Origin of the sequence: Actinokineospora sp. UTMC 2448 (genome assembly GCF_024760565.1) — a bacterium.
Classification (GTDB): domain Bacteria; phylum Actinomycetota; class Actinomycetes; order Mycobacteriales; family Pseudonocardiaceae; genus Actinokineospora; species Actinokineospora fastidiosa.
In genome coordinates this window covers 2,353,815-2,379,125 of the sequence record NZ_CP031087.1, presented here as the reverse complement: position 1 = coordinate 2,379,125, position 25,311 = coordinate 2,353,815, and the positions used below count along the sequence as shown (strand labels likewise).

General features: G+C 71.3%; 24 protein-coding genes. 12 read left to right on the top strand and 12 right to left on the bottom strand.

The genetic code is table 11. The features are described from left to right. Positions 1 to 33 precede the first annotated feature (33 nt). The 4 genes from Actkin_RS11275 to Actkin_RS11260 form a co-directional block, all read right to left on the bottom strand. Entirely contained in the window at positions 34 to 1,095 is a 1,062-nt protein-coding gene (locus Actkin_RS11275) for a GlnX family signal transduction membrane protein (RefSeq protein WP_258907031.1), read from the bottom strand. A 29-nt stretch (positions 1,096 to 1,124) separates the two neighbouring features. Further along, entirely contained in the window at positions 1,125 to 2,519 is a 1,395-nt protein-coding gene (locus Actkin_RS11270; protein WP_258907029.1) for a vWA domain-containing protein, read from the bottom strand. Between the two features lie 29 nt (positions 2,520 to 2,548). Then, positions 2,549 to 4,570, bottom strand: a complete 2,022-nt coding sequence (locus tag Actkin_RS11265; RefSeq protein ID WP_258907027.1) for a serine/threonine-protein kinase — start codon at positions 4,568 to 4,570, stop codon at positions 2,549 to 2,551. Between the two features lie 209 nt (positions 4,571 to 4,779). Beyond that, positions 4,780 to 6,405: a S1 family peptidase gene (locus Actkin_RS11260; RefSeq protein WP_258907025.1), complete on the bottom strand. Its 1,626-nt coding sequence runs from the start codon at positions 6,403 to 6,405 to the stop codon at positions 4,780 to 4,782. Positions 6,406 to 7,720: 1,315 nt separating this feature from the next. On the opposite strand from Actkin_RS11260, the gene Actkin_RS11255 reads away from it, so the two are divergent. Further along, on the top strand, positions 7,721 to 8,212 hold the full coding sequence (locus tag Actkin_RS11255; RefSeq protein ID WP_258907023.1) for a Gmad2 immunoglobulin-like domain-containing protein: 492 nt from the start codon (positions 7,721 to 7,723) through the stop codon (positions 8,210 to 8,212). A gap of 218 nt (positions 8,213 to 8,430) precedes the next feature. Here the strand turns inward: Actkin_RS11255 and Actkin_RS11250 are convergent, their stop codons facing one another. Both Actkin_RS11250 and Actkin_RS11245 read right to left on the bottom strand, forming a co-directional pair. After that, positions 8,431 to 8,664, bottom strand: coding sequence for a PLDc N-terminal domain-containing protein (locus tag Actkin_RS11250; protein ID WP_258907021.1), 234 nt, complete (start codon positions 8,662 to 8,664; stop codon positions 8,431 to 8,433). A 73-nt stretch (positions 8,665 to 8,737) separates the two neighbouring features. Next, positions 8,738 to 10,432, bottom strand: a complete 1,695-nt coding sequence (locus Actkin_RS11245; protein WP_258907019.1) for a sensor histidine kinase — start codon at positions 10,430 to 10,432, stop codon at positions 8,738 to 8,740. A 171-nt stretch (positions 10,433 to 10,603) separates the two neighbouring features. On the opposite strand from Actkin_RS11245, the gene Actkin_RS11240 reads away from it, so the two are divergent. Further along, positions 10,604 to 11,638, top strand: a complete 1,035-nt coding sequence (locus tag Actkin_RS11240; RefSeq protein WP_258907017.1) for an Acg family FMN-binding oxidoreductase — start codon at positions 10,604 to 10,606, stop codon at positions 11,636 to 11,638. After that, complete coding sequence (locus Actkin_RS11235; RefSeq protein ID WP_258907016.1) at positions 11,620 to 12,213, top strand: CBS domain-containing protein; 594 nt, start codon at positions 11,620 to 11,622, stop codon at positions 12,211 to 12,213. The genes Actkin_RS11240 and Actkin_RS11235 overlap by 19 nt, the downstream gene beginning before the upstream one ends. 263 nt (positions 12,214 to 12,476) lie before the next feature. Here Actkin_RS11235 and Actkin_RS11230 read toward each other — a convergent pair whose 3' ends face one another. Further along, positions 12,477 to 13,361: a universal stress protein gene (locus Actkin_RS11230; protein WP_189213781.1), complete on the bottom strand. Its 885-nt coding sequence runs from the start codon at positions 13,359 to 13,361 to the stop codon at positions 12,477 to 12,479. A gap of 179 nt (positions 13,362 to 13,540) precedes the next feature. Here Actkin_RS11230 and Actkin_RS11225 point away from each other — a divergent pair, with 179 nt between their 5' ends. Together Actkin_RS11225 and Actkin_RS11220 are read left to right on the top strand one after the other, a co-directional pair. Beyond that, on the top strand, positions 13,541 to 14,299 hold the full coding sequence (locus Actkin_RS11225) for a hypothetical protein (protein WP_258907015.1): 759 nt from the start codon (positions 13,541 to 13,543) through the stop codon (positions 14,297 to 14,299). Between the two features lie 93 nt (positions 14,300 to 14,392). After that, the gene (locus Actkin_RS11220; RefSeq protein WP_189213779.1) at positions 14,393 to 15,040 is read left to right on the top strand and encodes a response regulator transcription factor; all 648 of its coding nucleotides are present in this window, start codon (positions 14,393 to 14,395) and stop codon (positions 15,038 to 15,040) included. A 258-nt stretch (positions 15,041 to 15,298) separates the two neighbouring features. Here Actkin_RS11220 and Actkin_RS11215 read toward each other — a convergent pair whose 3' ends face one another. Further along, positions 15,299 to 15,631 carry a helix-turn-helix domain-containing protein gene (locus Actkin_RS11215; RefSeq protein ID WP_189213778.1) on the bottom strand — a complete coding sequence of 111 codons (333 nt, stop codon included), beginning with the start codon at positions 15,629 to 15,631 and terminating at the stop codon, positions 15,299 to 15,301. A 719-nt stretch (positions 15,632 to 16,350) separates the two neighbouring features. Continuing rightward, positions 16,351 to 16,809, bottom strand: coding sequence for a hypothetical protein (locus Actkin_RS11210; protein ID WP_258907014.1), 459 nt, complete (start codon positions 16,807 to 16,809; stop codon positions 16,351 to 16,353). Positions 16,810 to 17,174: 365 nt separating this feature from the next. Between Actkin_RS11210 and Actkin_RS11205 the strand changes: the two genes are divergently transcribed. After that, on the top strand, positions 17,175 to 18,116 hold the full coding sequence (locus Actkin_RS11205; protein ID WP_258907012.1) for a lysyl endopeptidase: 942 nt from the start codon (positions 17,175 to 17,177) through the stop codon (positions 18,114 to 18,116). Between the two features lie 130 nt (positions 18,117 to 18,246). Here the strand turns inward: Actkin_RS11205 and Actkin_RS11200 are convergent, their stop codons facing one another. Then, positions 18,247 to 18,759: an SRPBCC family protein gene (locus Actkin_RS11200; protein WP_258907011.1), complete on the bottom strand. Its 513-nt coding sequence runs from the start codon at positions 18,757 to 18,759 to the stop codon at positions 18,247 to 18,249. A 39-nt stretch (positions 18,760 to 18,798) separates the two neighbouring features. On the opposite strand from Actkin_RS11200, the gene Actkin_RS11195 reads away from it, so the two are divergent. Further along, the gene (locus Actkin_RS11195) at positions 18,799 to 19,395 is read left to right on the top strand and encodes a TetR family transcriptional regulator (protein WP_258907010.1); all 597 of its coding nucleotides are present in this window, start codon (positions 18,799 to 18,801) and stop codon (positions 19,393 to 19,395) included. A 45-nt stretch (positions 19,396 to 19,440) separates the two neighbouring features. Here Actkin_RS11195 and Actkin_RS11190 read toward each other — a convergent pair whose 3' ends face one another. Next, on the bottom strand, positions 19,441 to 20,523 hold the full coding sequence (locus Actkin_RS11190; RefSeq protein ID WP_189213773.1) for a carboxylate-amine ligase: 1,083 nt from the start codon (positions 20,521 to 20,523) through the stop codon (positions 19,441 to 19,443). Between the two features lie 43 nt (positions 20,524 to 20,566). Then, positions 20,567 to 20,851 carry a GlsB/YeaQ/YmgE family stress response membrane protein gene (locus Actkin_RS11185; RefSeq protein ID WP_189213772.1) on the bottom strand — a complete coding sequence of 95 codons (285 nt, stop codon included), beginning with the start codon at positions 20,849 to 20,851 and terminating at the stop codon, positions 20,567 to 20,569. A gap of 668 nt (positions 20,852 to 21,519) precedes the next feature. On the opposite strand from Actkin_RS11185, the gene Actkin_RS11180 reads away from it, so the two are divergent. Genes Actkin_RS11180 through Actkin_RS11160 form a run of 5 tightly spaced genes read left to right on the top strand, consistent with a single transcriptional unit; the run spans position 21,520 to position 25,217 of the window. Then, positions 21,520 to 21,696, top strand: a complete 177-nt coding sequence (locus Actkin_RS11180) for a hypothetical protein (RefSeq protein ID WP_189213771.1) — start codon at positions 21,520 to 21,522, stop codon at positions 21,694 to 21,696. A 2-nt stretch (positions 21,697 to 21,698) separates the two neighbouring features. Next, complete coding sequence (locus Actkin_RS11175) at positions 21,699 to 22,364, top strand: hypothetical protein (RefSeq protein ID WP_258907009.1); 666 nt, start codon at positions 21,699 to 21,701, stop codon at positions 22,362 to 22,364. Further along, positions 22,361 to 23,284, top strand: a complete 924-nt coding sequence (locus Actkin_RS11170; RefSeq protein WP_258907008.1) for a DUF6895 family protein — start codon at positions 22,361 to 22,363, stop codon at positions 23,282 to 23,284. Before Actkin_RS11175 ends, Actkin_RS11170 begins: the two co-directional genes overlap by 4 nt. Next, positions 23,281 to 24,207 carry a DUF6895 family protein gene (locus Actkin_RS11165; RefSeq protein ID WP_258907007.1) on the top strand — a complete coding sequence of 309 codons (927 nt, stop codon included), beginning with the start codon at positions 23,281 to 23,283 and terminating at the stop codon, positions 24,205 to 24,207. Before Actkin_RS11170 ends, Actkin_RS11165 begins: the two co-directional genes overlap by 4 nt. After that, entirely contained in the window at positions 24,204 to 25,217 is a 1,014-nt protein-coding gene (locus tag Actkin_RS11160; protein ID WP_258907005.1) for a serine hydrolase domain-containing protein, read from the top strand. The genes Actkin_RS11165 and Actkin_RS11160 overlap by 4 nt, the downstream gene beginning before the upstream one ends. The last annotated feature ends 94 nt before the right edge of the window (positions 25,218 to 25,311 follow it).

The window sequence follows — 25,311 nt, the reverse complement described above, 5'->3', positions numbered from 1 at the left end:
TCAAAGTCCACAAAGGAACACACCGCCCGTCTCTCATGCGCGGAACCGGTAATCGTTCAACCGGCGAACAAGACCAAGCACGACCAATCCGCAGATCAGCAAGCCCGAGAGGGGAACGAGCCACTCCCGTCCTGCCGAGTCGGCGACGCTCTCCACCTGCTTGGTGATCTCCTCGGCGTGGGTTCCCCCCGGTGCGGTGACCGAGCTTCCGGACTCCGAGCCGAGGCGACGCCGGGCGTCCTCCACGGTCGCGCCGCACCCGGTCTCGTCGCACTCGGCGGTGAGCAGGTCCACCAGTGCCCGCTGGCCAGCGGCGTCGATCTCGTCGATCACAGCCTCGCGCTGCTGGACCGCTTCGTGGATTCGAGGGCCGAGTTCACCAAGGCGGTGGTGTTGCTCGACGGCAAAGCACAGAGAACCCAGCACCAAGGCGGTGAGCGCGGTGGCCGTGAGCAGTGGCAGGTTCAGCCGCCTCCGGAATCGCTTGATCAGTTGTCCCTGCGTGCTGCAGAGCAGGACCAGAAACGCCAGGGACGCGAGAATCGCGGCCGGTGACAGCCACAGCAGCGCAGGCCAAACGGTCCCCCGGTCCAGTTGCCCGTTCAGCACTGCCAGTTCCTCCTGCTGCAATGACTCCAACTGGGCCAGAACGCCATCGGGGGCGTGCAGCAGGCGGGAGGCGTACCAGAGGTCGACGGCCCCCAGTCCGGCCATACCCGGTGTGCGGTGGTGGGCGTGAGCTTGACCGACTGCCCCTGCATAGGCTGCGACAAGGCCCGCCACGAGTTGGACACGGCCTCGGCTGGTCGGGCTTTGACCTGCTACAGCCACCTTCGCCAGGCTTTGGTGGGCTACCGCCAGCTGGTTGGTGTAGTCCTGCCCCAGGCCGATGAGCGCCACCTGGTCGGAGGCCAAGGTCTCGACGACCGCACGATCGGCGGCCACCAACGCGTGGCGGGCGGCGGCGGTCTCCAGCACGGCCTCGGTCGCGCGGTCCCGCAGGGTCTCGGCGGTGTCGTCGACGATCGACACCGCCCACAGCGAGACCGCCAGACTCGTGATCGCCCCGAGCAACAGCAGCGCCAGCCTGCGCACGAGCCATTCCCGGGTGCCGCCCCGGTTCCTCACATCGTCTCCCCACTCATCGGAGCCGCACACCCGCTGCAGTGCCGTGCCTCCGGGCGGTTCCGGGCCATGCACCGAGGACAGGAGCGCGGCGGCTCCGAAACCTGAGGCTCGGCGGATCGGCGGGAGGTTCCGCCCATCTGCGACACGGGGGCGAGCAATACGCTCATCACCGCGCTGCGCTTTGCGTCCAGCCGCAGCCGGACCTTCCCGCCTGCCGCGTCCAGCACCTCCACGAGCCGTTCCAAGCGGCTGAGGATCCCTTCGTTGCCCTGTTCCGCGGCCAACTTGACAGCGCGGCCCCACGCTCGCTCGGCTCCGGTGAGGTCACCGTCGGCGAACGCCTCGCCGCCCTCGGCGATCGCCACGCTCAACGCTGCCTGCTCCAGGTAGCGTTCGACAAAGGGGTCGATCAGCGTCGACTGGGCACGGTCCTGCGTCCATCGCGCGAGCACGACGGCCTCCACATCGGTGCCCTCGATCTCCACCCATGCCACCTGGCGATCCGCGTCGTAGCTGGGCACCGCGCCCGGGATAAGGTCGAAGCAAAGGTGGTAGTGCCGTGACTCGTCGTCTGACCATGAGCCCAGTGACAGCACTCGCTCGTCATCGGCACCACGCAGCCGGTCGGTGAGGTCGTACTCGTTGGGTCTGACCTGCTTCACGAACCGCAACACGGCGTCCCTGGTGGTCCCGATCCGGAGCCTGAGCTCGGGCAGCACCTTCGTCAGCGCCTGCCGCACGAGCCTGCGGAAGTCCTCTGCCAGCCGGTCCTCCTCGACGACGGAGTCGGCCTCCCCGCGCAGCAGCTTGACAATCTCGGTCAGCTCGTCGGGCGACCAGTCCTCGCCGATGCCCCGGGCGTCGCAGACGAACTCGCCTTCGCATGCGTCGAGCGCGGCCAGCAGGTCACGGCGGGTCTCAGACTCGTTCTTTCCATCGGTGAGCAGGATCGCGTGCCTCACGGTGCCCGGGTGCGGGGCGAACAGGCCCCTGGTCAGCGTCAGCCACGTCCCCATGGCCGTCCCGCCGTAGATGCTCACCCGCGCGACCGCGCGTTGTGCCGCCTGCCGGGTCGCGTCCGAAGCGACCGCCAGGCTCGGATCCTCCGGGTAGATCATCGACGCGTCCTCCGCACCCCGCACGACGGCGAACAACGTGCCGTCGGGGAGCACGCGGATAGCGGCGGCCGCGGCTCGTTTCGCCTCCTTCACCTTGGTGGGCGGATGGCGCATCGAACTAGAACAGTCCAGCAGCAGCACCTCCGCCGCACCCGGGGCGGGAGTGGTGGACGATCCGCGTGCGGTGACGGTAAGCACTGCGTGCATCGCGGTGTCGCCGTCAGCCAGGTACTTGTTCTGGTGCACTTCGATCGCCAGGTCGACCCCGGTCATCGGTCCCGTCCCCTTCGTCAGCATCCCGGTCACAGCAGCGTGAGCGGCCGCCGCTTGTTGGCGAGGTCGGTCAGCATGGCGTGCTCGGCCCGGCTCTCCGCCTGCCAGGCCAGTTCACGCAACGTCTTCTCCAGCCGCCCGCGCAATGCCCGTTCCGTGGGTGGCTCGCCCAGCAGCGGTCCGGCGGGCAGGTCGACGCGCCCGACGCAGATCAATGCCGTCTCCAGCACCGACGCCCGCAACCGGGCGACGCGGGTGGCGTCGGCATCCAAGACCGACAGCCGCTCGTCGGCGTCAGCGAAGTCCCCGGCCGCAGGCGGCACCTCCAGGCCGTCCAGGGTGAGACGCCCGGTGCGCGCGCGGATACAGGCGATCCGGGCCGCCTCGTCGTGGCGGGAGAACTCCGGCACCTCGTCGAGTACCCCCACCGCACCCGCCCGATCACCGCGGGCGAGCGCGACCCGCACCAGACCGAAAGCCGCGTTGACCTGCGACCGGTGCAGCCACAGCGCGCGATAGAAACGCTCGGCGTCGCCGCCGAGATGCTCGGCGCACAGACCCAGCGCCAGCTTCGGCGTCTCCTCCCCCGCGATGTCGGCTCGCACCTCGGCGAACTTGCTGGAGGCCAGCTTCACGTGACCCGAGGCCAACGCGACCAACGCCTCGTGCCATCGCACCCGCCAGTCATGTGCCGCCCGACGCCCGAGAATCCCGACGGCGCGGCGCACGCACGCGGCCGCCCTCTGGGCGTCGCCCAGTTCCAGTAGTGCCCGGCAGCGACGGAACTCGACCTCCACCGACGGCCCGGCCTGCTCGAGTTTGCGCAGCAACCGAGCCGGGTCGGAAGCGCGGACCGAGCGCAGGAACGGCAGCTGCGGGTCCTCGGGGTCGTCGCGCGGTGCGGGCAGGGCCACGGCGATCTCGCGCGGCGTCGGGCGGCGCAGGAGCGACACCGGCTCGGAGTTCGTCCAGTCGCTCAAGGGCGGCGCGTCGCCCAAACCCGCGTCCAGCAGTGCCACCGGCTCGGTGAACAGCGTGGACACCGTGGGGCGGGGCCGGCCGTCGCGCAGAGACAGGATCTCGTTGAGCACCCCGTCGAGTTGCACCAGCATCTCCTCGGCGCTGGCGAATCGCCGTTCGAACGGCGCGATCGCCCGTTTCAGCACGTACTCGAGCGACTCGATGCCGAACGCCGCGATGTGTTCCCTGCCCACCGGCTTGTCCGACGAGCCCCAATGCCTACCGTCGCTGACCTCGAACAGCTCCCACAGCGTCTTGCCGACGGTGTGGATGTCCGAGCGCACTGTCAGGCCGTGGGTGATCAGTTCCTCTTTGCCGACCTGGTAGTGCTCGGTGAAGATCCACGGGCTGGTCTGGTCCCCAATGCGCCGGATAGCCCCGAAATCGATCAACTTGACGCGGCGCCCACCGTGGATCACGTTGTCGGGCTTCATGTCGCAGTACAGGAGCCCCTGACCATGTAAGTAGGAGAGTGCGGTGAGGATCTCCCGCCCGTACCCCACGACGTGCTCGACGAGCAGCCCGTTCCGGACCGGGTCCAGACTGGCCTGGCCCCGGTTCTTCACCTCGCGCAACGGCAGGCCGTTGACGAACTCCATGACGATGTAGCTAGCATCCTCGTACTTGACGACATCGAGGATGCGCACGATGTTCGGGTGCCCCAGCGCGACCAGCACCTGGCTCTCGTTCTCCGCGATCCGAGCCGCCGCGGTGTTGTTGACATCGATAAGGCCTTTGAGCGCGACCTGTTGGCCGAGCCGGGTGTCGTAGGCGCGATACACGTAACCGAGACCACCGCGCGCGATGCAACGCCGCACCTCGTACCGGTCCGCCACCACCACACCGGGTTCCAGGGTCGGCCTGAACGAGAACCGGCTGCCGCATTGGTCACAGTAACCCTCGTCGCGCGGGGGGTGGCCATCGATGGAGCGGCCAACCGGGGCGCCGCAGTCGTGTTTGCCGCAGAACCGCTCTTCCTCAGCCACCGGGGGGACAGCCTGGATATCGGTGTCCAGGTCCGCGAGGGCCACCTCGGGCAACGGACCGTCGTCACCGCCGGTGCCCTGCCCAGTGGTCTGCAGTGACAGGGGAACTCCGGTGCCGATGCGCAGGGTGGGTTGCTCCGCAGGCAGGTGGACCGGCGCCGTCGGCGGTGCGACGTCCTCCGAGGGGAATCCGCACCGTCGGCAGAACCCGCTCCTGTTGATCGCGCCCCCACAACCGAGGCGGGTGCATGCCGTCATCGGCCACCTCCGAGACCTCGTACCGCGTCCACATACGCGTCGACCGCCGCCCAAGCAGCCCCAAGCTCGCACGGACCCTGGTACAACTGGTCCCACGCTCGCGCGTACAACCGGATCAGCACACTGTTCTCGACAAGTCCCCTGGCGCTGGCCATCTCGGCATAGATGTCGAGCCGTGCCCGCAGGACCGCACGCCGGTCTAGCAGGTCGTCGAGTCGAGCACGCAACCGCCTGCCCTCCTCCACCGCGCTCGACACCGCGCGTTCACACTCCCCGATATGGCGCTCGGCCCAAGCGGTGTCCCCCGCTGTCAGCGCCGCGTCCAGTTGTCGCACCAGGCCGCGCAACCGCCGTGCCCGACCCGGAAGCACCGCCACCCCATCGAAACGAGGCGCGAGGGCGAGCTGGTGCTCCTCGATCGCGGCCAGTTCGGCCACCGCCCGTTCCAGCACCTCCAGGCGTTCCACGCCACCGCCCCCGGCGGGCACCCCGGACTCCGGGCTCGCCCTCACTCCGCTCCCCTGGCGTGGCGAACGCCTGCGGAACACCAGCATCAGCCGAATACCCAGCTCGCCCGCCCGGTCGGCCAGCGGGTCGAGCACCTCTCTGACCAGGCGCTCAGGCTCTGCGGCGTCATCGATCCCGTCGACAACGACGGTGCGGCCCCACGCGGCGCCGTCCGTGAGACCGAGTCGCTCGTCGATGCGCAGCCGCACCTCCTCCGCGGTCTTGCCGGAGGCGTCGACCGCGAGATCCACGCTCCCGATCCGAGGCAGGTCGCCCACGCCATCGGGCATTCGCGGCAACCGCGTCGAACGCTCCCGGTCGGCCATCAGCACCATCAATCGCAGCGCCCCCGCCGCGGCCGACTCCGGCTCCCCGGTCACGACCTCCCACACCGCGCCTGCCCCGCTCCTGGTCAACCAGTCGGCTACCGCCCGGGCGAACGGCACGTCCACCACGTCGGTACGGGCATCAGCGAAACTGTCATCCACACCCGGGCTGCCCTGGATCCAGGGCTTGAGCAGCGACAGGTGCCCTTCCATCGTCTCCACCGGGATCATCCACCCGACGCGCCCACCGTCGCCGGTGTAGCGGCCGACGACCATCCCGACGACATAGCCGGTGGCCTCGTCCAACACCGCGGTGCCGCTGTATCCGCCCTCGATCGGCTCGGCATCGGGGGTGCGGTGCAACTGCACCCACTCGGCCCCAGGCCCACCCTCCCCCACCAGTCGCGCGAGCGTCCACATCCCGGCCTCAGCGCCCTCCGGAAACCCGTAGGCCCTGACCAACTGGTCGTCCCGCAACAACATCCGTCGCAACGGTGCCCCGCACACCCGGCGCTCCGGGGACTCCAGCCGCAGCAGCGCGATGTCACCCCGCTCGTCCTCGGTGACAGGCACCCATCCGTCCTCGACCACGGACGCCACCCCCGAGCGCGCCTGTGGAATCCCCACGAAATCCACCACAGGCTTCCCGTACCGCCCACCCACAGCCTCGACCACATGCGCGCACGTCAGCAGATGCCACTCATCCAGCATCATCCCCGCCCCGATCACCCGCCCGACATCGTCGGACAACCGCACCCTCCACAACCTCCGCTCCTGCTCGAACCCCATCGACGGACCATACAGAGCCCATCCACCCACCCGGCCCGACTTGGAAACACAGGACCCGCGCGACATCCGAATCTCACCCGAACGGCCGCACGACAATCACCGGCGTCGGTTCTCGCGACTATCAACTTCGGCAGGGTCTGCTTGAGGTCGGATACCTGAAACCGGATCGCCTTGCGCCAGTAGTGCGCACGACCCGCGCTGACATGGCGAGTTGCGGATTAGCACTCCCGATCCACGCATTTGCGGTCGGCCCTGTGCGCTTGACCCGAGGTCAACCAGAGTCAGATTTCCGGTCTCGCCCCTTGGCCTACCCGGCACCCTCGCCCGTGGCAGGGTGCGCCAGACGTCATCTCGTGCGGCAATGTGGTTCCCCCGAAACGGTCACCCTGCCTCTAGTGGGTGAGTACAGCCGCTGAGCGGTCAATGGTGGGTTGGAGGTTGCGGCCCGCACCGGTCCACGGTCAGGAGTCAGCCGGGCCGTTCGCCAGGGTATTCCCAGGGGCGGCGCAGGCCAATGCGGGCGCGGCGGAGTGTGATGGACAGCCTGGATCACCGACCCCAGTGGTCGGCCGTCCCCGACTGGCGCAGGCAGGCTTGGGCTAATCAAGCGTCTGCTTGTGCCAGGTGGAAGGTATGGTCGAGGTCGAAACGCTGTAAGAACAGCTAACTGTATGCAGCAGTCGATCTCGACCGAGGGCGTCGACTCCGGACCACCGCACCCGGTCTGACACTCCGCTTGAGGTGGTTTGACGGTCAGCTGGATAACGGCGCCCTCGGTGATCGGCAGCGGGCCTTGGTGCCAGGAAGCCCCGCAGTTGTGCGCACCGGGCGGAACGAACGCTGCGCGAGACGCCCGTAACACTCGTTCCGCCTCTGCTGCCGCTTCCCCGTCGGTATCCGGCGAGGCAGGACTTGTACTGCCACCCATTGTCATCGATCATGATCAGCGCGAGGCCGGAGGGATCGCTGTAACTGGCGGGTGAGTTGCCGTAGGCCTAGCCTCCGGCGAAGCCGCGTAGGTCTGGCCACGAGGTAGTCGCAGTGCCGCGAACTTTGCCGAAGAACGCGGTTCACCCACATCGGGCAAGGACTGCTGCTCCGCCGCACGACGAAGGGCTTCCTCCTCTCCGCCGCGCACGCACTCCGCCCTCAACGACACCAACGGTGGCGGACGTTTGCTGTACCGGCGGGACGATGACGGCTACGGCCTGGTGACCACCGCCGGCTGACGATCGGCTGAGGTTCCGCGGGTCTTCCTGCCCTGGCGGGGTCCGGGCGGCGGTGGTCAGGCTGGTGTGGCGAAAGGGGGTAAGTCATGAGCATCGATGTGCAGCAGCCCAGGATGTACGACCTGGTGGGCAGCACCATCATGGTGGCCGGGGTCGCGGGGGGCGCCTTCGAGGCGAACTTCGAGTACCGCGTCCACGAAGGCCACGACGAGGTGACCGGGCACTTCATGGCGGGTGACGGCATCGGCGGCCACGGCCAGTTCCAGGTCACCGTCGACGTCGCGGGGGCGGCCTTCACGCTCGACCGGCTGTTCGTGGAGGTCTTCCACACCTCCCCCGACGACGGCGCCGAGCTCGACAAGGTCATCGTCCCGGTCGTGTACGGACCCAAGATCGTCCCCGGCTACCGGGTGTACTCCGAGCACGTCGTCCAGCAGGGCGAGACGCTGTGGGGCATCGCCGCCCAGCACTACGGCAACGGCGCCCTCCACCACCGCCTCGTCGCCGCCAACCCCGGCACCATCACCAACCCCGACATCATCAACCCCGGCGACGTCACCCGCGTCCCGCGAGACTGACCACGACCACCCCGCGAGACCGCCAGCCGTTGACGTGCTCGGACCGCAGCAGGGCCGCCGAGCAGGGAGGGCGCCGCCTACCGACGCGAGCGGGTGGGTGGTGGACGTGGACTGCACGGTGCCTGCGGTCATCAGCGGGCTCCCGGTGTGCGGCGACTGAGTCAATCGTCGTCGCGGACGCCCACCCCGTGGCAGCGTCGGACCCCGCCGGACACGGTCTACGGCCGCGCCGTCTCCCACTCGCGCCGCCCCCACCGCAGGTAGGCGAGGGGGCCGACGAAGTTGACAGCGATGATCGCCGCCCACACGGGTTTGCTCGCGGTGACCTCGGACGGCGCCCGCTTCGCGAGGTCGGCCCACGCTGCGGCGGCCATCGCGACCTGCACCGCCCCCAAGGCGATCACGGTCCGGCGCCTGCCCGAGCTGAGGTCACGCCACGTGCGCTTGCCCATTCCGATCCCTCCAGCCTGGGTCCGCACCCGACCATAACGGCCCCGCCCGCCGCTGTCCCGGCGAAGCTGTCCGCTACGGCAGGGGGACGCGCCAGGTGAGGCGGGTGCCGTGTGGGGTGGCGGGTGTGAGGGTGAGGGTGCCCTCGCAGGTGGTGGCGCGGCGTTGGAGGTTGGCCAGGCCGCTGCGGGCGAAGTGGTCGGGCAGGCCGGTGCCGTCGTCGACGACGTCGATCACGAGGTCGTCGCCTGCCTCGATGGTCACGGTGACGCTGGTGGGTGCGGCGTGGCGGACGGCGTTGCTGACGGCCTCGCGCACCACCGCCTCGGCGTGCTCGGCCACCGTGGGCGGCACCAGGGTGTCCACCGGACCCGACATCCGCACCGTGGGTGTGATGCCGCTGTCGGCGGCGGTCTGGGTGATGGCGTCCATGAACCGCCTGCGCGCGCTGCCCGGGGACTCCTGTCCGGCGGTGTGCAGGTCGAAGATGCTGGTGCGGATCTCGCGGACGGTCTCGTCCAACTGCTCGACCACCCGCATGATGCGGGCCCGCACGTCGGGGCCGCTCACCCGGTTGAGCGTACCCTGCAGAGTCATGCCCGAGGCGTAGAGCCGCTGGATGACATGGTCGTGCAGGTCGTGGGCGATGCGGTCCCGGTCGGCCAGCACATCGAGCAGACGCCGGTCGCGCTGGGCCTGCGCGGCCTGCAGGGCCAGACCCGCCTGGTCGGCGAAGGAGTCCAACACCGGCACCAGGTCCGGATCGAACAGCGCCGCCCCCTTGTCCCGCGCGGCCAACAGCACCCCGCTCACCCGGTCGGTGGTCCGCAAAGGCACCACCAACGCCGGACCGAAACCGAGCCCGTCCGCGCCGAGGACATCGCCCAGCGCGGCGGCCAGGTCCGCCACCAGGTCGGCCGCACCCGCCTCCAGAACACCCTCCAGCACCGGGGTGTCCGGCGGGATGGGCGCCCCCACCAGCGCCCGGCCCCGCTCACCGGTGCCCGTGCGCACCCGCAGCACTTCCTCGTCGGCCAGCAGCACCAGCACGCAGTCGGCCTCGGTCAACTCCAACGCCCGCCGCACCACCAACTCCAACGCGTCGTCCGTGCTGGCCCCCGCGAGCAGCTCGGCGCGGACCTCCGAGGACGCCTCCAACCACCGCTGCCGCCTGCGGCCCTGCTCGAACAGCCGCGCGTTCTCGATCGCCACCCCCGCCGCCGCCGCCAAGGCCCGCAGCACGACCTCGTCCTCGGCGCTGAACTCCCTCGCCCCCCGCTTCTCGGTCAGATACAGGTTGCCGAAGATCTCCTCGCGCACCCGCACGGGCGCGCCGAGGAAGCTGCTCATCGGCGGATGGTTCGGCGGGAAACCCACCGACGCCGGATGCGCCCCCAACTCGGGCACCCGGATCACCTTCGGATGCGTGATGAGCAGCCCGAGCAGACCCCTTCCCTCGGGCAGGTGACCCATCCGGGCGCGCTCCTCCGGGCTGATGCCCACATAGACGAACTCCTGCAGCAGACCCTCCCGGCCGCCGAGGACACCCAGGGCGCCATAGCGGGCGTCGACCAAGTCGACCGCGGCCTGCACGATCCGCTGCAACGTCGAGTCCAACTCCAACCCCGCACCGACCGCCATCACGGCCTCCAACAGGCCGTGCATGCGGTCCCGGGTGCGCGCGATCTCGCTGAGCCGCTCCTGCACCTCCGCCAACAACTCGTCCAGGCGAAGCCCGCCCAAGCCGGTCGTCTCGCCCATGTCGGACATCCCACGCATCCCTTCGCCGCTCCCGCCATTCTCACGGCGGCGCGGGCGCGCGCCAACCCGATGTGACGACGCCTGTCCCGAGCCGAACGGGACCTTCGACTGTTTGCCCGCCTTCATCCGAATCGGATCGTGGAGGGTGTCAGAGCACGACCGACGATGGGTAGTACCGCCATGACCACCGTGCCACCGGCGCTGGGCCTGACCGCCGAGCAGGTCAGCGCCGTCCTCACCGCCGCGGGGATGGCGCCCTCGCTGCACAACACCCAGCCGTGGCGCTTCGCCGTGCTGCCCGACCGGATCGAGCTGCGCGCCGACCCCGCCGCCCGCCTGCCCGCCACCGACCCCGACGACCGCGAGCTGCGCCTGGGCTGCGGCGCCGCCCTGCTCAACCTCCGGCTGGCGCTGGAGCTGCAGGGCGTGCGGCCGCTGGTGACCCTCACCTACCAGGCGTGGCCCGGCGACGACCCGGACCGGCCGCTCGCGGTCGTGCGCCACGGCGGGCGTTCGCGCGTGCTCCCGCCGACCGCGGCCCTGGCGCGGGCCATCCCGGACCGCAGGACCGTCCGCGCGCCCTTCCACGACGCCGCCGTGCCCGCGACCCACCGCGGCAGGCTGGTCCGCGCCGCGAGCGACGAGCGCTGCTGGCTGCACAGTGTCGACGAGCCGCAGGACCGCGCCCGGCTGCGGGAGCTGGTGACGCGGGCCCACCGCGTCCACGCCGCCGACCCGGCCGTCGCCCGCGAGCTGGCGGCGTGGACCGGGCATGACGGCGGACGGGCGGACGGCGTCCCGCGCACCGCCAGCGGGCCCGCACCGGAGCCGCAGGACGAGTGGGTGCTGCGCGACTTCGGCGCCGGACACGCCCGCGAGCGCGTGCCGGGCAAGGACTTCGAGCCCGCCCCGCTGATCATGGTGCTTCAGTCCTATTCAGACGGTCCCGCTGAGCAGGTGCAGGCGGGGCAGGCGCTCCAGCGGGTGCTGCTGGCCGTGACCTCGCTCGGGCTCTCGGCGTCGCTGCTGTCCCAGCCCATCGAGGTGGCCGAGGTGCGCGGCGAGCTGCGCCGCTTCCTCGGGAACCGCCTCACCCCCCAGGCGATCCTGCGCGTGGGCTACGGCCCGCCCGCGCGGGTGACCCCCCGCAAACCGCTCTCCGACCTCATCGTCCCCGTCACGGAAGGAAACCCGACATGCGCGCCGACGACCTGATGTCCAGCCCGGCGGTCACCGTCACCCCGGCCACGCCCGCCAAGGCCGCGATCGCGCTGCTGGCCGCGCACGGGTTCACCGCGCTGCCGGTCGTCGAGGACGGCGACCGGCTGGTCGGCCTGGTCACCGAGGCCGACCTGCTGCGCGGGCGGGTGCTCCCCGACGCCCGGACCCCGCACGACTGCCCGCCGGATCCGAAGTGGACCGTGGGCGAGGTGATGACCGCCCATCCCTGCCGGGTCGCCCCGAACGCGGACGTGGCCCGCGTGGCCAAGCTGATGCTGGACCGCGGCCTGCGCTCGGTCCCGGTGACCGACAACGGCAGGCTGGTCGGGATGCTGACCCGCCGCGACCTGCTGCGCGTGCTGGCCCGCGACGACCTCGACATCCTCGCCGAGCTCCGCCGCAAGCTGGCCGCCTACGGCGGCGGCCGCCGCTGGACCGTGACCGTGGCCGACGGCGCGGTGACCGTCCTGGACGAGCACGACGACCCCGCCGACCGGCACGTGGCCCGCGTCCTGGCCGAGTCCGTGCCCGGCGTCCAGGCCGTGACCGTGGCCGCCAAGCCTGCCTGACCGACGGGAAGGGGCCGCTCGGCAGGGCGGGATCGAGAAGGCTCCGGCGGGGTCGCAGGAGGAGACAGGGTGTCGGCGGCGGCGAAGGCAACGCCGGGTGCGGGCGTCGGCGGGCTCAGCCGGTGCCGGTTGCCAGGCGACCTCCCGCAGCCAGCCGGGACAGAACAGGCAAGCCGCGGCCTCCCGATGTATCGGAGGCCGCGGCTTGACGTCGCGGTCGCGTGGTGCGCGTGCGCCACTCCCGGCGGCTCTACCGCCGCTGTCTACGACTGTGCGCGGACGATGGCGACCGGGCAGGTCGCGTGGTGGAGCACGCCCTGGCTCACCGAGCCCATCAGCAGGCCGCGGAAGCCGCCCGCGCCCCGGGAGCCGACCACGAGCAGCGTCGCCCCGGCGGCGATGTCGGTGAGGGCCCTGGCCGGGTGGCCGTGGGTGACCGCGCGGCGCACCGGCACGTCCGGGTGCTTCTCCGCCCATCCCGCCATGGACTCGGCGAGGGCCAAGGCGGGCACGGGGTCCTCGTCGTCGGCCAGCAGGACCCCGGTGGCCACCGGGTCCGCGATCCGCGCGGGGCTGACGGTGATGGCCAGGACCCCGGTGCCCAGGCGCTGGGCCTCGGCGAAGGCGAAGGCGATGGCGTCGACGGAGTTCCGCGAGCCGTCGACGCCGACGACGACGTCCCCGCGGGCCACCGTCCGGGCGTCCGGGTCGCCCTCGCGGACCACCACGACCGGCACCGGGGCGTGCGCGGCGACCTGGACGGCGGTCGACCCGAGCAGCAGCCCGGAGAACCCGCCCAGCCCGCGCGAGCCCAACACGACCATGCAGGCCGAGCCTGCCTCGCGCAGCAGCGCGGGGACGGGCGCGGTCTCCGGCATCGCGGTGTCGATCTCGATGTCCGGCGCGGCCTCGCGGGCGCGGCCCACCGCGTCGACGAGGATCCGGCGTGCTTCATTGCGCAGCCCGCCGGTCGAGTCGCCGAACTCGGCCGGGCCGAGCGGGACGCCCAGCTTGGGCCAGATGAACGCGTGCACCACGCGCAGCCCGGTCTCCCGCGCGGCGGCCTCCCGCGCCGCCCACGCCACCGCGTCCAGGCTCGACTGCGAACCGTCAGCCCCGACGACGACCGGGGCGCTGTTGACCGACATGAACTCCTCCTCGTTCGATTCCCCTCCACGATCGCCCGACGCCGAGTCCCGGGAACAGCAACGGAGAGCACCACCGCGCTGGGTCTTTGGTCCCCACGCGCCCGGTGCGCGAGGACCCTGGCGCGCCCCCGGGAGGCCGATGTGGACTGGACATCGACGACGGGCGTGGAAGGAGCGAGATGGCGCAGGAGTTCCCGGAGAGCACCACCGTCCGCGCCGCACTGGGCGTGGCAGGGCGGACGCAGAACCCGTTCGGCGCCGCGGGCTGGCGCTGGGACCCGCTCCCCGGCGGCTTGGGCCTGCGCATCGCGGACTTCCAGGACGAAACGATTTCTGCCACCGAACGCCCGCGCCTGCGGCTCGCGGGCACTCAGCACCGCACGACTCCCCAGGAGCACGGGGAACCAGCCCCGGAGACGGCGGTTCTCGCGGCCGGTGCCGCGCTGCACGCCGCCGTGCTCGCGTTCGCGGCGTTCGGCTGGCACGCCGCCGTGCGCGAGCCGCGTGCGCGTGGCCACCTGGCCGCCCTGGCCTTCTCCCCGCGTGCCGCGGAGCCGTCCGACATCGATCGTGCCGCCGCGCTGGTGCGGTGTCGCGCCGACCGTCGCCCCTACCTCGGCTGGGCGCTGCGGCCGGACCAGGCGGACGCGCTCACGGCCGCGGCCGAGGCCATGGCGGTGACGGCCGTCGTCGTCCCGGCCCGCGCGGCGCTGGTGCCCGCCCTCGGGGGCGGCCGGAGCGAGGGCCCCGGCTCGCTGCTGGTGCTCAGCACCCCGAGGGCCACCGTGGCGGACCGGCTGCGCGCCGGGGCGGCGACCAGCGCGGTGCTGCTCGCCGCCACCACGCTTGGGCTGTCCGCCTGCGCGCTGCCCCAGGTGCGCGCGGCCGTCGGGCCGGTGGCCCCGGAGGTCGTGGTCAGGGCGGGTGTGGCCGCGTAGGGACTTTGGTCCCTCATCGGCGGGGTCGGCGGTCGGCTGCCCCCGGTCTCCCCCGGTCCTAGGCTGGGTGTGGAGCGCGAGGAGGCTGTTTCGATGACACGGATCTTCCTGGTGGACGACCACGAGATCGTCCGCAGGGGCATCGCCGACCTGTTCGAGGACGTGCCCGAGTTCGAGGTGGTCGGGCAGGCGGGCTCGGTGGCCGAGGCCCTGGTGCGGGTGCCGGTCAGCGGCGCCGAGGTGGCGGTGCTGGACGTGCGCCTGCCCGACGGCAACGGCGTCGAGCTGTGCCGTGAGCTGCGCTCCCGCGACCCCGGGCTGCGCTGCCTGATGCTGACCTCGTTCGCCGACGACGAGGCCCTCTTCGAGGCCATCATGGCCGGGGCCTCCGGCTACGTGCTCAAGCAGGTGCTCGGCACCGACCTGGTCGCCGCCGTGCGCACCGTCGGCGCGGGCGGCTCGCTGCTCGACGCCCGCACCACCACCGCCCTGCTGGAGCGCATCCGCCGCGAGCGCACCGAGTCCGACCCGCTGGCGAGCCTCACCGAGCAGGAGCGCAACGTCTTCGACCTCATCGGCGAGGGGCTGACCAACCGCCAGATCGGCGAGCGCATGTTCCTGGCCGAGAAGACGGTGAAGAACTACGTCTCCAAGGTGCTGGCCAAACTGCAGATCGAGCGCCGCACCCAGGCCGCCGTCCTCGCCAGCAGGCTGCGCAAAGCCGCCCCGCCCCAGGAGTGATTCGCGGCCTGGGTGAGCAGCCCGACACCCGGCCGCTCGGCGATCACCGGCAAGTGACGGACCCCGGCCTGGGCCATCGTCCGCAGGGCCGCGTCGAGGGTGGCCTCGGGCGTGGTGCCGATGCCCCGGCCAGTCGTGGCGGTCCGAATAGCACGTGGCCACACCCGGTGACCCGCCGGGCAAGCGCTACCGACGAGGCACCCAATCCCCGCGCGACGCGTGCCGGTGTGCCGCGTGCGCGCGGCACACCGCGCGGGTTCAGTCGGAGGGGTGGAGCTCGGCGTTGCGCTGTCGGGCTTCGTGGAGTTGGTCTTCGAGGGTGATGATGCGGCAGGCAGCGTCGATCGGGGTGCCCTGGTCGACCAGTTCCCGCACTCGCGCGGCCACCCGCAACTGGTGGCGGGAGTAGCGGCGGTGCCCGCCTGCGGAGCGCTGCGGCTGGATCAGCCCGTTCTCATCAAGGCTGCGCAGGAATCCCTGGCTGGTGCCCAGCATGTCCGCGGCCCGGCCCATGGTGTAGGCGGGGTAGTGCTCGTCGTCGAACCTGTCGCCCGCGCTCGGCGCGGGCGCGTCGGGATGGTCAGGGGTCATTCCACCTCCACATCACGAGGGCCCCTGGGTGTCGTCGCACGACACCCAGGGGCCCAGGGGTTGGGTTCCACCATTGTCAACCGACCGTGAGGCCAGCTTTCCGTACCCGCGACGTCCGGCCGAGGCCTGGATCGCGCGGGGATCGCGAGTCTGTAACCGAGAACCACCTACCAATCCGATGGGCCTGCGGTACCCGCCCGGCGATAGACAGCCACGGCGGGCGATCCAATGATGCGCCCTCTCCCTTCCTTCTCCTGTTTCCCCACCCGGTCTCGATGCGGTCATCAGCGGTCGGAACCTCATGCCTTGACGGCTTCCAGCACCACTGACGTCGCAGGTCAGGTGTGCCGGAACCCCTTCACTGACCGGTTCCGGCACACCTGACCGCCTTCTTCACTGCTAACCGACTTCACTCCGTGGGCGCACGATCCCCGCCCACGTCCTTGCACCAGCTCACCGGGACCACCGACTGCCCGGTCCCGGCCGGACCCCGTGCATCGCGGTTCAGCACGGTCGGACCGTTGTCTCACCTCGCGGGTAGTTCCGTCATCTCCCGCGCCTGCTCGACGTTGTCTCTCTCGCTACAACCAGAACCTTACACGCACCCACGAGCGAATGTCTACTCCAAGCGCAGGAGATTTGCTAGGTCGATGGCAGCCGATCGCGGTTGCGGCCACCGCCGACATCGACCGCCGCTCCCCGAGCCACCGGGTGGGGGTCTAGACCTGCACTATCTTCAGCACTGCTTTGCCTGCGTCGATGGCAAGGATGTCAACGCGCACCTCGTTGACCTTGAGTGCTCCGGGCACGTTCAACTTGATGGTGGTGCCTGCGCCGGTCGAGGACATGTTGCAGATGGTCACGCACTCGAGCCTGCCCGCCACGTCGCCCGCGAGTGTCACCGTGCCGTCGCGGACCGCGCTCACGCTCAGGGTGCCGTTGGCTCCGGCGGGCAGGGGCACCCGCTGTCCGGCGGCGACTCTGGGGCAGTCCGCGCAGTCCCGGTCCACTGGCGTCGTGGTCGTGGTGGTTGACGAAGTGGGCGCGGTGCTGCTCGTCGGAGCACGGGTAGCGGCGGGTCGGGATGCCTGGGCGTCCGGGGACGTGGTGGAGGGGTTGGCGGGGTCCCCGCATCCGGCGAGGGCCAGCATGGTTCCGAGGATCAGGATGCGGCGCATGCGCCCAGGGTCGCAGGGCGCGAGGGTGGTCCTCGGGCGTTGGCCGCATCCGGCCAGGGTCACCGCAGCCACATGGTGCCGCCTGTTTCGCAAGCGAGCGTCGGACACGGCCTGCTCGATCACAGCCACCGCGACGCTTCACACCCTGCCGCAGCGCCTCCTGAGCTGGGGTGTGGCAGACGGGTCACCGCTCCGGGTGCAGGCCACTCACCGGAAAGCGCCTGGCATCGGGGATGGTGACGCTGGCGAGCGATGGACGTGCCAGCGCCTCGGAAGCGCTCACCTCATGCGGTGGGGTTCGCGCACGGCACCGCCCCGTCGGGGCCGTAAGGGGTATCCGTCCCGGACAGGCGAGGAGGAGCACCATGGACCACATCGCGGAGCAATCGTCGACCGCGTCCAACGGTCAGTCGGCCGTTTTCGTCGGCGGGCCGACCTACCCGGACAACAAGGACGCCGCGCAGGTCATCGCGGACCTGCGGAAATCCGGCTTCACCACGGTCATCCTGTGGAGCATCCACGTCGCCGTGAAGGGGGCCGACACCAAGGACGGCGACCTGTTCTACAACAGCGTCAAGATCATCTCGGACGGCGAGTACTGCGGCGCCAAGGCATGGCCTCCGCTGCTGAAGTCCCTCAGGACGGACAAGCCCTCCTCCGTCAACCGCGTCGAGGTGTCGGTCGGCTCGGCCCCGCCCGCGAAGGACTGGGAGAACATCGCGGCACTCATCAAGCAGCACGGCACGGGCCCCACGAGCGTCCTCTACCGCAACTTCAAGAAGCTGAAGGAGATCACCGGGGCGGACGCGATCAACAACGATGACGAGAAATGCTACGACGTCAGCTCGACGGTCGCCTTCGCCAGGATGGCCAGCCAGCTCGGCTACAAGTTCACGTTCGCGCCGTACCAGAAGATGAAGGAATACTGGGCCAAGGTGATGGCTGACCTCGGCGCCATCGTGGACCGGGCCTACGTGCAGTGCTACGAAGGAGGGTGGCGGAACGCCGACGCCAAGTGCCTGTGCGAGTGGTCGACGGAGTTGAAGAACGTCGCGGTCTTCCCCGGATTGTGGTGCAGGCACGCCACCTCCGCAGGCAAGCCCTGCGACCAGGGCGACTCGCCCGACGAGATGAAGAAGAAGATGAGCTCCTGGAAGAAGGACTGCGACAAGATCGCGGGCGGCTTCCTCTGGCTCTACGACGACATCAGGAAATGCGCCGGGTCCACCGGCTTCACCTCCGCGAACTACGCCCAGGCGATCAACGAGGCCACCAAGTCCAAGAAGGCGGCCACCACCGCCGTGTGACCCGCATCGGGCAGGCAGTCACGGTCCACGTCCCGCTGTCGACCTCGACCGAGGCCCACCGGGCGGCGGCGACCGCCACGTCCGCTACCCGCGCCGACGGTCGGTGACTCGACGCCGTCGGGGATCCCGGTCAGCGGTGCGGCGGTCCGCTCGGTACGGACTCGCTGTGGCCCGCCTTCCGCGACTCCATCCGCCGCAGAACGGCGCGGAGCAGCCGGACGTAGGCCGACCACCGCGCCGGGCGGTGCGGCACGCCCATCTCCCGGCAGGCGAGGTCGAAGGCGTCCTCGATGAGCGCGTCGTGAAGAGGGCGGAAGACCAGCGGCCACGACAGCCGGGCCAGGCCCCGTGCGCGCATGACCAGCTCGTGCCGCAACTCGGCGCCCTCGGCGGTGAGCTCGTGGTAGCCGTCGAAGCCGTCCGGCGCGGTGAACCGGAAGCGCACGCGCCTGCCGGGCACGTGCTCCTCGACGGTGTACCCGACCGGGCCGTGCCCACCGACCGCGCCGACCGCGAGGCCCCGGTCGAAGCGCATCGCGGGCCAGTGGTCGTGGGGCCACAGCCGGTCGTCCGGCCCGGCGAGGGTGTCGATCAGGGCCCCCACGCCCTCGGCGACGGTCCTGGTGTGCACGTTCTTGATCATCTCTCCCCCTGCCCAGTAATAGAGGGTACTCTCTAGTATGTGCCCCGACCCGTCAAGCACTCCCCCGACGCGATGCTCGACACAGCCCGCGCCCTGGTTCTGGCGGGCGGCCCGGCCGCGGCGTCGGCGCGGGCGGTCGCCGCGGCCCTCGGCGCGCCGAGCGGGTCGATCTACCACCGCTTCCCCCGCCGCGACGACCTGGTGGCGGCGGCGTGGCTGCGCGCTCAGGACCGCTTCCTCACGGCATTCCTGTCGGCAGCGGAGCCGGGAGCGGACGACAAGAGCGCGGACAGGACAGCCAGGGAACGGGCCGTCGACGCGGCGGTGCGGGTGCCCACCTGGTGCGCGGAGAACCCGGCGGACGCTGGCCTGCTGCTGCGCCACGGGCTGGCCGACCTCCTGCGGGGCGAGGTCTCGCCGGACCTGGCCACGCGGGCGGCGGGGAACAACGCCCGACTGGAGGCGGCGGTGAGGGCGCTGGCCGAGGAGACCGGGATACCGCTGGAGGACGTCATCCTCGCGGTCGTCGACCTGCCCTACGGCCTCACTCGGCGGGTCCTGCGTTCCGGCGGACCAAAGAAGTCCGATGTAGATACTCTGCGGCGAGCCGTCACCAGGCTGCTGGCCGGGAACTGACAGTCCGGAGTCGGCCCATCACGCACAATAGTCCACAACGGACAGTCACACGCCCTGTGCCGTCTCCCTGACGATGTGGTCGATCACGCCGTCGAGGGAGTTCGACTCCGCGTAGGCGCGGCGCTGGCGTTCGGCACCCCCTCCCGCACTGTGCCAGCGAGCGCGGACCCGGGCGGCCAGGGCGCGTTCGGCGGGGTCGTCCAGCCGGGCGATGAGGTCGTCGGCGACGGCGAGGGTGGGACGGAGGTGGCCGGTGACCGGGTCCGCGCACTGGCCCGCCAGTCCGTCCCGGGCGGCGCGCCAGAGCCTGCCGCGCAGGATGTCCTGCGGGACGGGCTGGGCGCGCAGGGCGCGGGCGACCAGGTCGATGAACTCGGTGACCAGGGCGCGGACCAGGACCCCGAAGAGCGCGGCCTCGTCCGCGGTGGGCAGGACGTCGGCGACGCGGACCTCGATGGTGGGCAGGTGGTCGGAGATGCGGACCTCCCAGTAGACCATCTTGAGGTCCATCGCGGCCGTGGTGTCGACCAGCGCCCGCACGCGGGTGTCGTAGTCGGCGGCCGAGTCGAGGTAGGGCGGGGGCACGGCGGTGGGCCAGCGGCTCCAGAGCAGGTGCCGGGAACTGGCGTAGCCGGTGTCGCGGCCGTCGTTGAACGGGGAGTTGGCGGAGATGGCGAGCAGGACGGGAAGCCAGGGGCGCAGGTGGTTCACGACCTGGACGGCGACCTCGCGGTCGGCCACCTCGACGTGGACATGCGAGCCGCAGGTGAGGCCGCTGAACACCATTGAGCCGAACCGGGAGTGGATGCGGCGGTAGCGGGTGTCCGGCCCGAGCAGGGCGTCGAACTCCTCACCGAGCACGGGCGTGCCGGTGGCCAGCAGTCGCAGCCCCCGGCCCGCCGCGGCCTCGATCAGCGCGGCCCGGGAGCGGGCGATGTCCGCGCGCAGGGCGTCCACATCGGTGTGGACGCCCGTCGCGGACTCGACCTGGCAGCGCAGCAGTTCCGCCTTCAGATCCAGGCCGCGATCCGCGCTCTCGGCCAGGATCTCCGGCGCCGCCTGGACGAGGTGCCCGTCCCCGTCGACGAGAACGAACTCCTCCTCCACCCCGAGGGAAGGTCTGTCCACCGAACTCCTTTGCCTGCAGTGATAGGGGTTTAGGGACTGCGTGTCACAGTCGGGACCGGACACGGCGTTTGCCGTAGAAGCCCGCCACCAGGGACACGCCGATCATCGCGACGATGACCTGGACGACCAGTTCCAGCCAGTCGATCCCCGACGTGGCGGTGGGAATGCCCAGCGCCCTGGCGAGCGCCGTGCCCAGCAGCGCGGCCACAATGCCCACCACGATCGTCAGCCAGACGGGGATGTTCTGCCTTCCGGGCAGGAGCAGCCTGGCCAAGGCGCCCACGACAAGGCCGATGACGATCGCGGTGATGATTCCGGTGATGGTCAAGAGTCCTCCAACCTCGCTTGCGACGGACCGTTCAGTACCACCCGCGTCCGTCGACCAAACGCGGACTCGATGACCCCCCGAACCCGATCTCCGCGTCGCGCTCACCAGGCGTGAGAGGAGAGGGCGATCATGCACAGAAGCAGGACGGACCGCCCCCGCCGGACGGGCCCGGTCTCGGCGGCCGGGCGGTCGTCAAAACGATATCCCGGCCTTGATGACGCTTCACACGTCAATCAATTCCCCTGCTCCCGATTAATCCCTCGCCCGTCGACCCGACGATCTTTCCGTCCCCGAAAGACGGCCACGCAGAGATCACTCTCCAGAAAGATCCGCATATCGGTTGACGAGTCAGTTATTTCAGTCGCCCCACCGCCGAGTCCGACCCGCCGGGCCATTGACGATCGGAATGCGGGTGATCGCCACCGGAGCGGTTCGCGCACGTCAGCGCCTTGTGAGCGGTTCTCTGGCGACACTCTCGCCGGGAATGTCCCACCCGATAAAGGCAGGGCGCATACCGGACAATCCACCGCAGACTTCACCACTCAGAAGGGTGGGGCACCCGTGACACGACCGAGTGAATTTGCCGCGCCGCTCTGGGAGAGACGCCACCGGAAGCTCACAGTGGGAATCACCGTTGGTGCACGAAATCGAATTGAGGAGATGATCATATGTCCGTCTTGGACATCGCGCCGGTTCGCACATCGGAGTTGACCGATGAGGTGGAAGCGCTGCTGAACGCGCCGGAGCCGGAGGGTGTGTTCCGCGAGACGGAGAAGTGCGCGCTTCTCCTGCTGGCCGCAGGCGTCGGCCTGCTGGCGCCGCCGACGCCTCGGCCCAAGCGCTGAGCGTGGGCGAGCGGTTGAACGCACCGGGCCGCGCGGTCGCCGACAGCGTGCAGGAGTTGGCCAGCGCGGTCGTCCTCGCCCTCGACGCGGAGGCATCGCTCGACGTGCAGGCGGGTGCGGACGATCCGGTCGTGTTGGCGGCCGCCAGGGTGCTCGGAGCGGATGTGCTCGCTCCGAGCACCCTTACATCGCGGTCCGCCACAGAGGCGGAGGTGGCGCTGCTGGACGGCGCCCTCAGGCGGTTCCCGCCGAACCCCGGCTCGCCGGTCAGCCGGTGGAGCCACTGGGGGGCGCTGGTCGCGTTGGGACGGGCGCGGCCGGGCGTCGGGGAGCCCGAGACCGGGTGGCTGGCCGACCAGTCGTGGCCCGGGCTCACCCACCAGCTCGCCGGGGTCGCGATGCTGGCCGCCCTCGCGCCCTCGTCGCTGACCGCGCTCGCCGAGCGCCGGGTCGAGGACCTGGCACGGGGTTTCGTGCGCGCGGTGCGGCGCAGCGACTGGCCGCAGGCGGCGGGCGCCGGGCGGTGGCTGGCCGCGGTGAACGGGGCGCCCGAGTCCCTGGGGCTGGACGCGGGTCTGGACTTCGTGGAGCTGATGGGCGCGGGCGACGCGCGGGTCGCGTTGCACATCCGGGTGGCCAGGATCCTGCGCCGGAGTCCGGTGGCATGACCAGCGCGCAGCTCACCCACCAGGAGCCGGAGGTGTCCGGCGTGGCCCCGGCGGCGCTGCGGTGGTTGAACGCGCACCGGGACGACTTCCGCCTGCCCGAGGAGCCGGAGGACCCGCGGCACGACCGCGACGTCACGTTGCGTCCGCTCGGGGAACTGGCTCGGCTGATCAGGGTGGTCTTGGCGCAGGACGTGCTGGGGGCGGAGGACCGGCGGCTGGCCGACGAGCTGTTCGCGTTCGCCTGGCGGGAGACGGGACAGGGCGAGGTGCTGGCCGCGATCGCCAGGCGGGAGCCGTTCGCCACGTACCCGCTGGAGATCTACGCCGTGTTCGCGCGCGCGGGACTGCGCCACCCCGGGTTCGACGCGCAGCTGCGGCACATCACCGGCACGCGGGCCTGGCGGACCGCCGAGCGGGGCGCCACCCGGACCCTGGCCGTGCTCGGCGCCGAACACGACGCCGGGCTGCCCCGGCACCGCGACCCGCTGGCGGCCCTGCGGGAGACCTGGCTCGGCGGCGGAGCCGAACCGTGGTCGTTCACCGCGGAGGCGGGCTACGCCGCGACCCACACCGTCTTCCACCTCACAGACTGGTGCACCGAGCCGGGCGGGCTGACCGCCGAGCTGCGCGAGCACCTGCGGCTGTGGCTGCCCGCGTGGCTGACCTGCTCGGTGGAGGCGGGCCACTGGGACCTGGCGGGCGAACTGCTGGCCGTGGCCGCCGTCCTCCCCGAGCCGATGGACGTGGCGCAGGCCTGGGCCGTGCTGGCCTCGGCGCAGGGCGCGGACGGCGCCGTCGCCGAGACCGCCGAACTCGCGCGCGACGGCGGCTTCCGCCACCACTACCACTCCACCCTGGTGACGGCGTTCAGCGCCGCGCTGACCGTGCGGCGGTCGATGACCGGGAGCGTCCGGTCATGACCGGGCGCCGGATGTCGCCCGAGGTGCCGCACCGCGTCGGGGTCGGCGCGCTGAACTGGCTCGTCGCCAACCGCGAGCACTTCCGGCCGCGCAGCACGTCCGCCGGGAGGGCCAGGGAGGCGCTCAAGCCCGTCGGCGAGCTGGCCGTCATCGGCGCGGTGCTGCTCCGCGAGGGGGTCGCGGGGTCGCGCCAGTCCGCACAGCTCGACGGCCTGCTCGACTTCGCCTGGCGGGACCTGCTCAAGGCGGGCGACGTGCTGGCCGCGATGCTGCGCGACGAGCCGCTGAGCCCGATCCCGATGGAGGTCTACGTGCCGTTCCGGGAGCTGGGTCTGCGGCACGCCGGTATCGAGGAACACCTGCGGGTGGTGTCCAGGACCACCAGCTGGCGGGCGCTGGAGGCCCTCCCGAACCGCCGTCTCGGCATGATGCGCGCTGCTGCCAGGGCAGACCTCCCCGCGTACGCCGATGTCGCCGAGGCGGCGCGGCGCACCTGGCTCGGGCACACCCCGGAGCCGTGGACGGTGGAGTACAACCTCGCCTACACCGTCACCCACACGGTGTTCCACCTCACCGACTGGGGGCGGTGCCCGGCAGGCCTGCCACCCGACCTGGCCGAGTACCTCGCCCTGTGGCTGCCAGTGTGGATCGACGAGTGGGCCGAACTGCGGCACTGGGATCTGCTCGGGGAGCTGCTGATCGTCGACACCTGCCTGCCTGCCCCCGCGCTCGACGAGGAGGTCTGGCGGCACTACGCCGAGGCGCAGAGCCCGACCGGGGCCATGCCCGTGCAGGGCGCGATGCCAAGCGGACCCCCGGACGAGGTGTTCGACCTCGTGCACCACCCGACCATCGTCGCGGCCTTCGCCGCCACCATGGCCACCTCGCACGCGCTCGCCGCACTGAACCCGGCTGCGCCGTGACCGCCGCCGCCCTCGACGCCGACCGGCTGACCGCCGCGGTGGCCGACACCGACATCCCCGACGTGGTGCTCGCCTGCTCGCGGGGAGGTCAGCGGATGGTCGTCACCGGCGGCACGTCCGGGCGGGACGCGTCGGCGCGGGCGAGCCTGCGTTACGAGATCGGGTCGGTGTCCAAGACGTTCACCGGGCTGCTGCTGGCCCAGCTCGCCGCCGAGGGCGTGCTCGGGCTCGCCGACCCGGCCGTCCGACACCTGCCGATCGGCCCCGGCAGCGCCCGCCGCGACGCGATCACGTTGTTCCACCTGATCACGCACACCTCCGGGCTGCCGAGGCTGCCCACGGACTTCTACCGGCACGCGCTGCCACGCTGGTTCACCAACCCCTACGCCGGATACACGACCGAGCGGCTGCTGGCGGCCTTCGCCCGCAGCAGGCCGCTCTCCAAACCCGGAACGCGGTGGCGCTACTCGAACTTCGGCGTCGCGGTGCTGGGGCACGCCATCACAGGCGCGGCGCACGAACCGTTCGAGCGGCTGGTGACCGAGCAGGTCCTCGCCCCACTCGGCCTCACCGAGACCGCGTTGGCCCCACAGGTCGATCCGGCCGTCGACGCCGTCGGCCACGGGTTCCGGTCCCAGCGGCGGGTGCCGCTGTTCGACCCGGCCGCCTTCACCGCGGCGGGCGCCGTCCGAGCCGCTCCGGACGACCTGCTCACCTACCTGGAGGCCCACCTGCACCCGGAAAGCGTGCCAGCCCTGGAACAGGCGTTGCGCATGGTGCGCCGCCCCGCCGTGCGGCACGGGTTCGGGCAGCGGCACACCCACACCCTCACCTGGTTCGCACACTCCTACGACGACGGCCCGGTGCTCTTCCACTCCGGTGGCACGCCCGGGCAAGAGGCGTTCCTGGGTTTCCGCCCGGCCACGGACACCGCGGTCGTCGCCCTCGGCACGCGTCGCTACCGGCCCGGGAAGAACCTGCAACAAGTCGCGTACGACCTCCTCGTGTAGCGCGATGCTCAGCGCGCCGACGACCGCGCTCGCCGACGCCGACAGCGTCCTGCACGCCACCCCAACCGCACTATCGGCCGGGGCTGGGGCGACC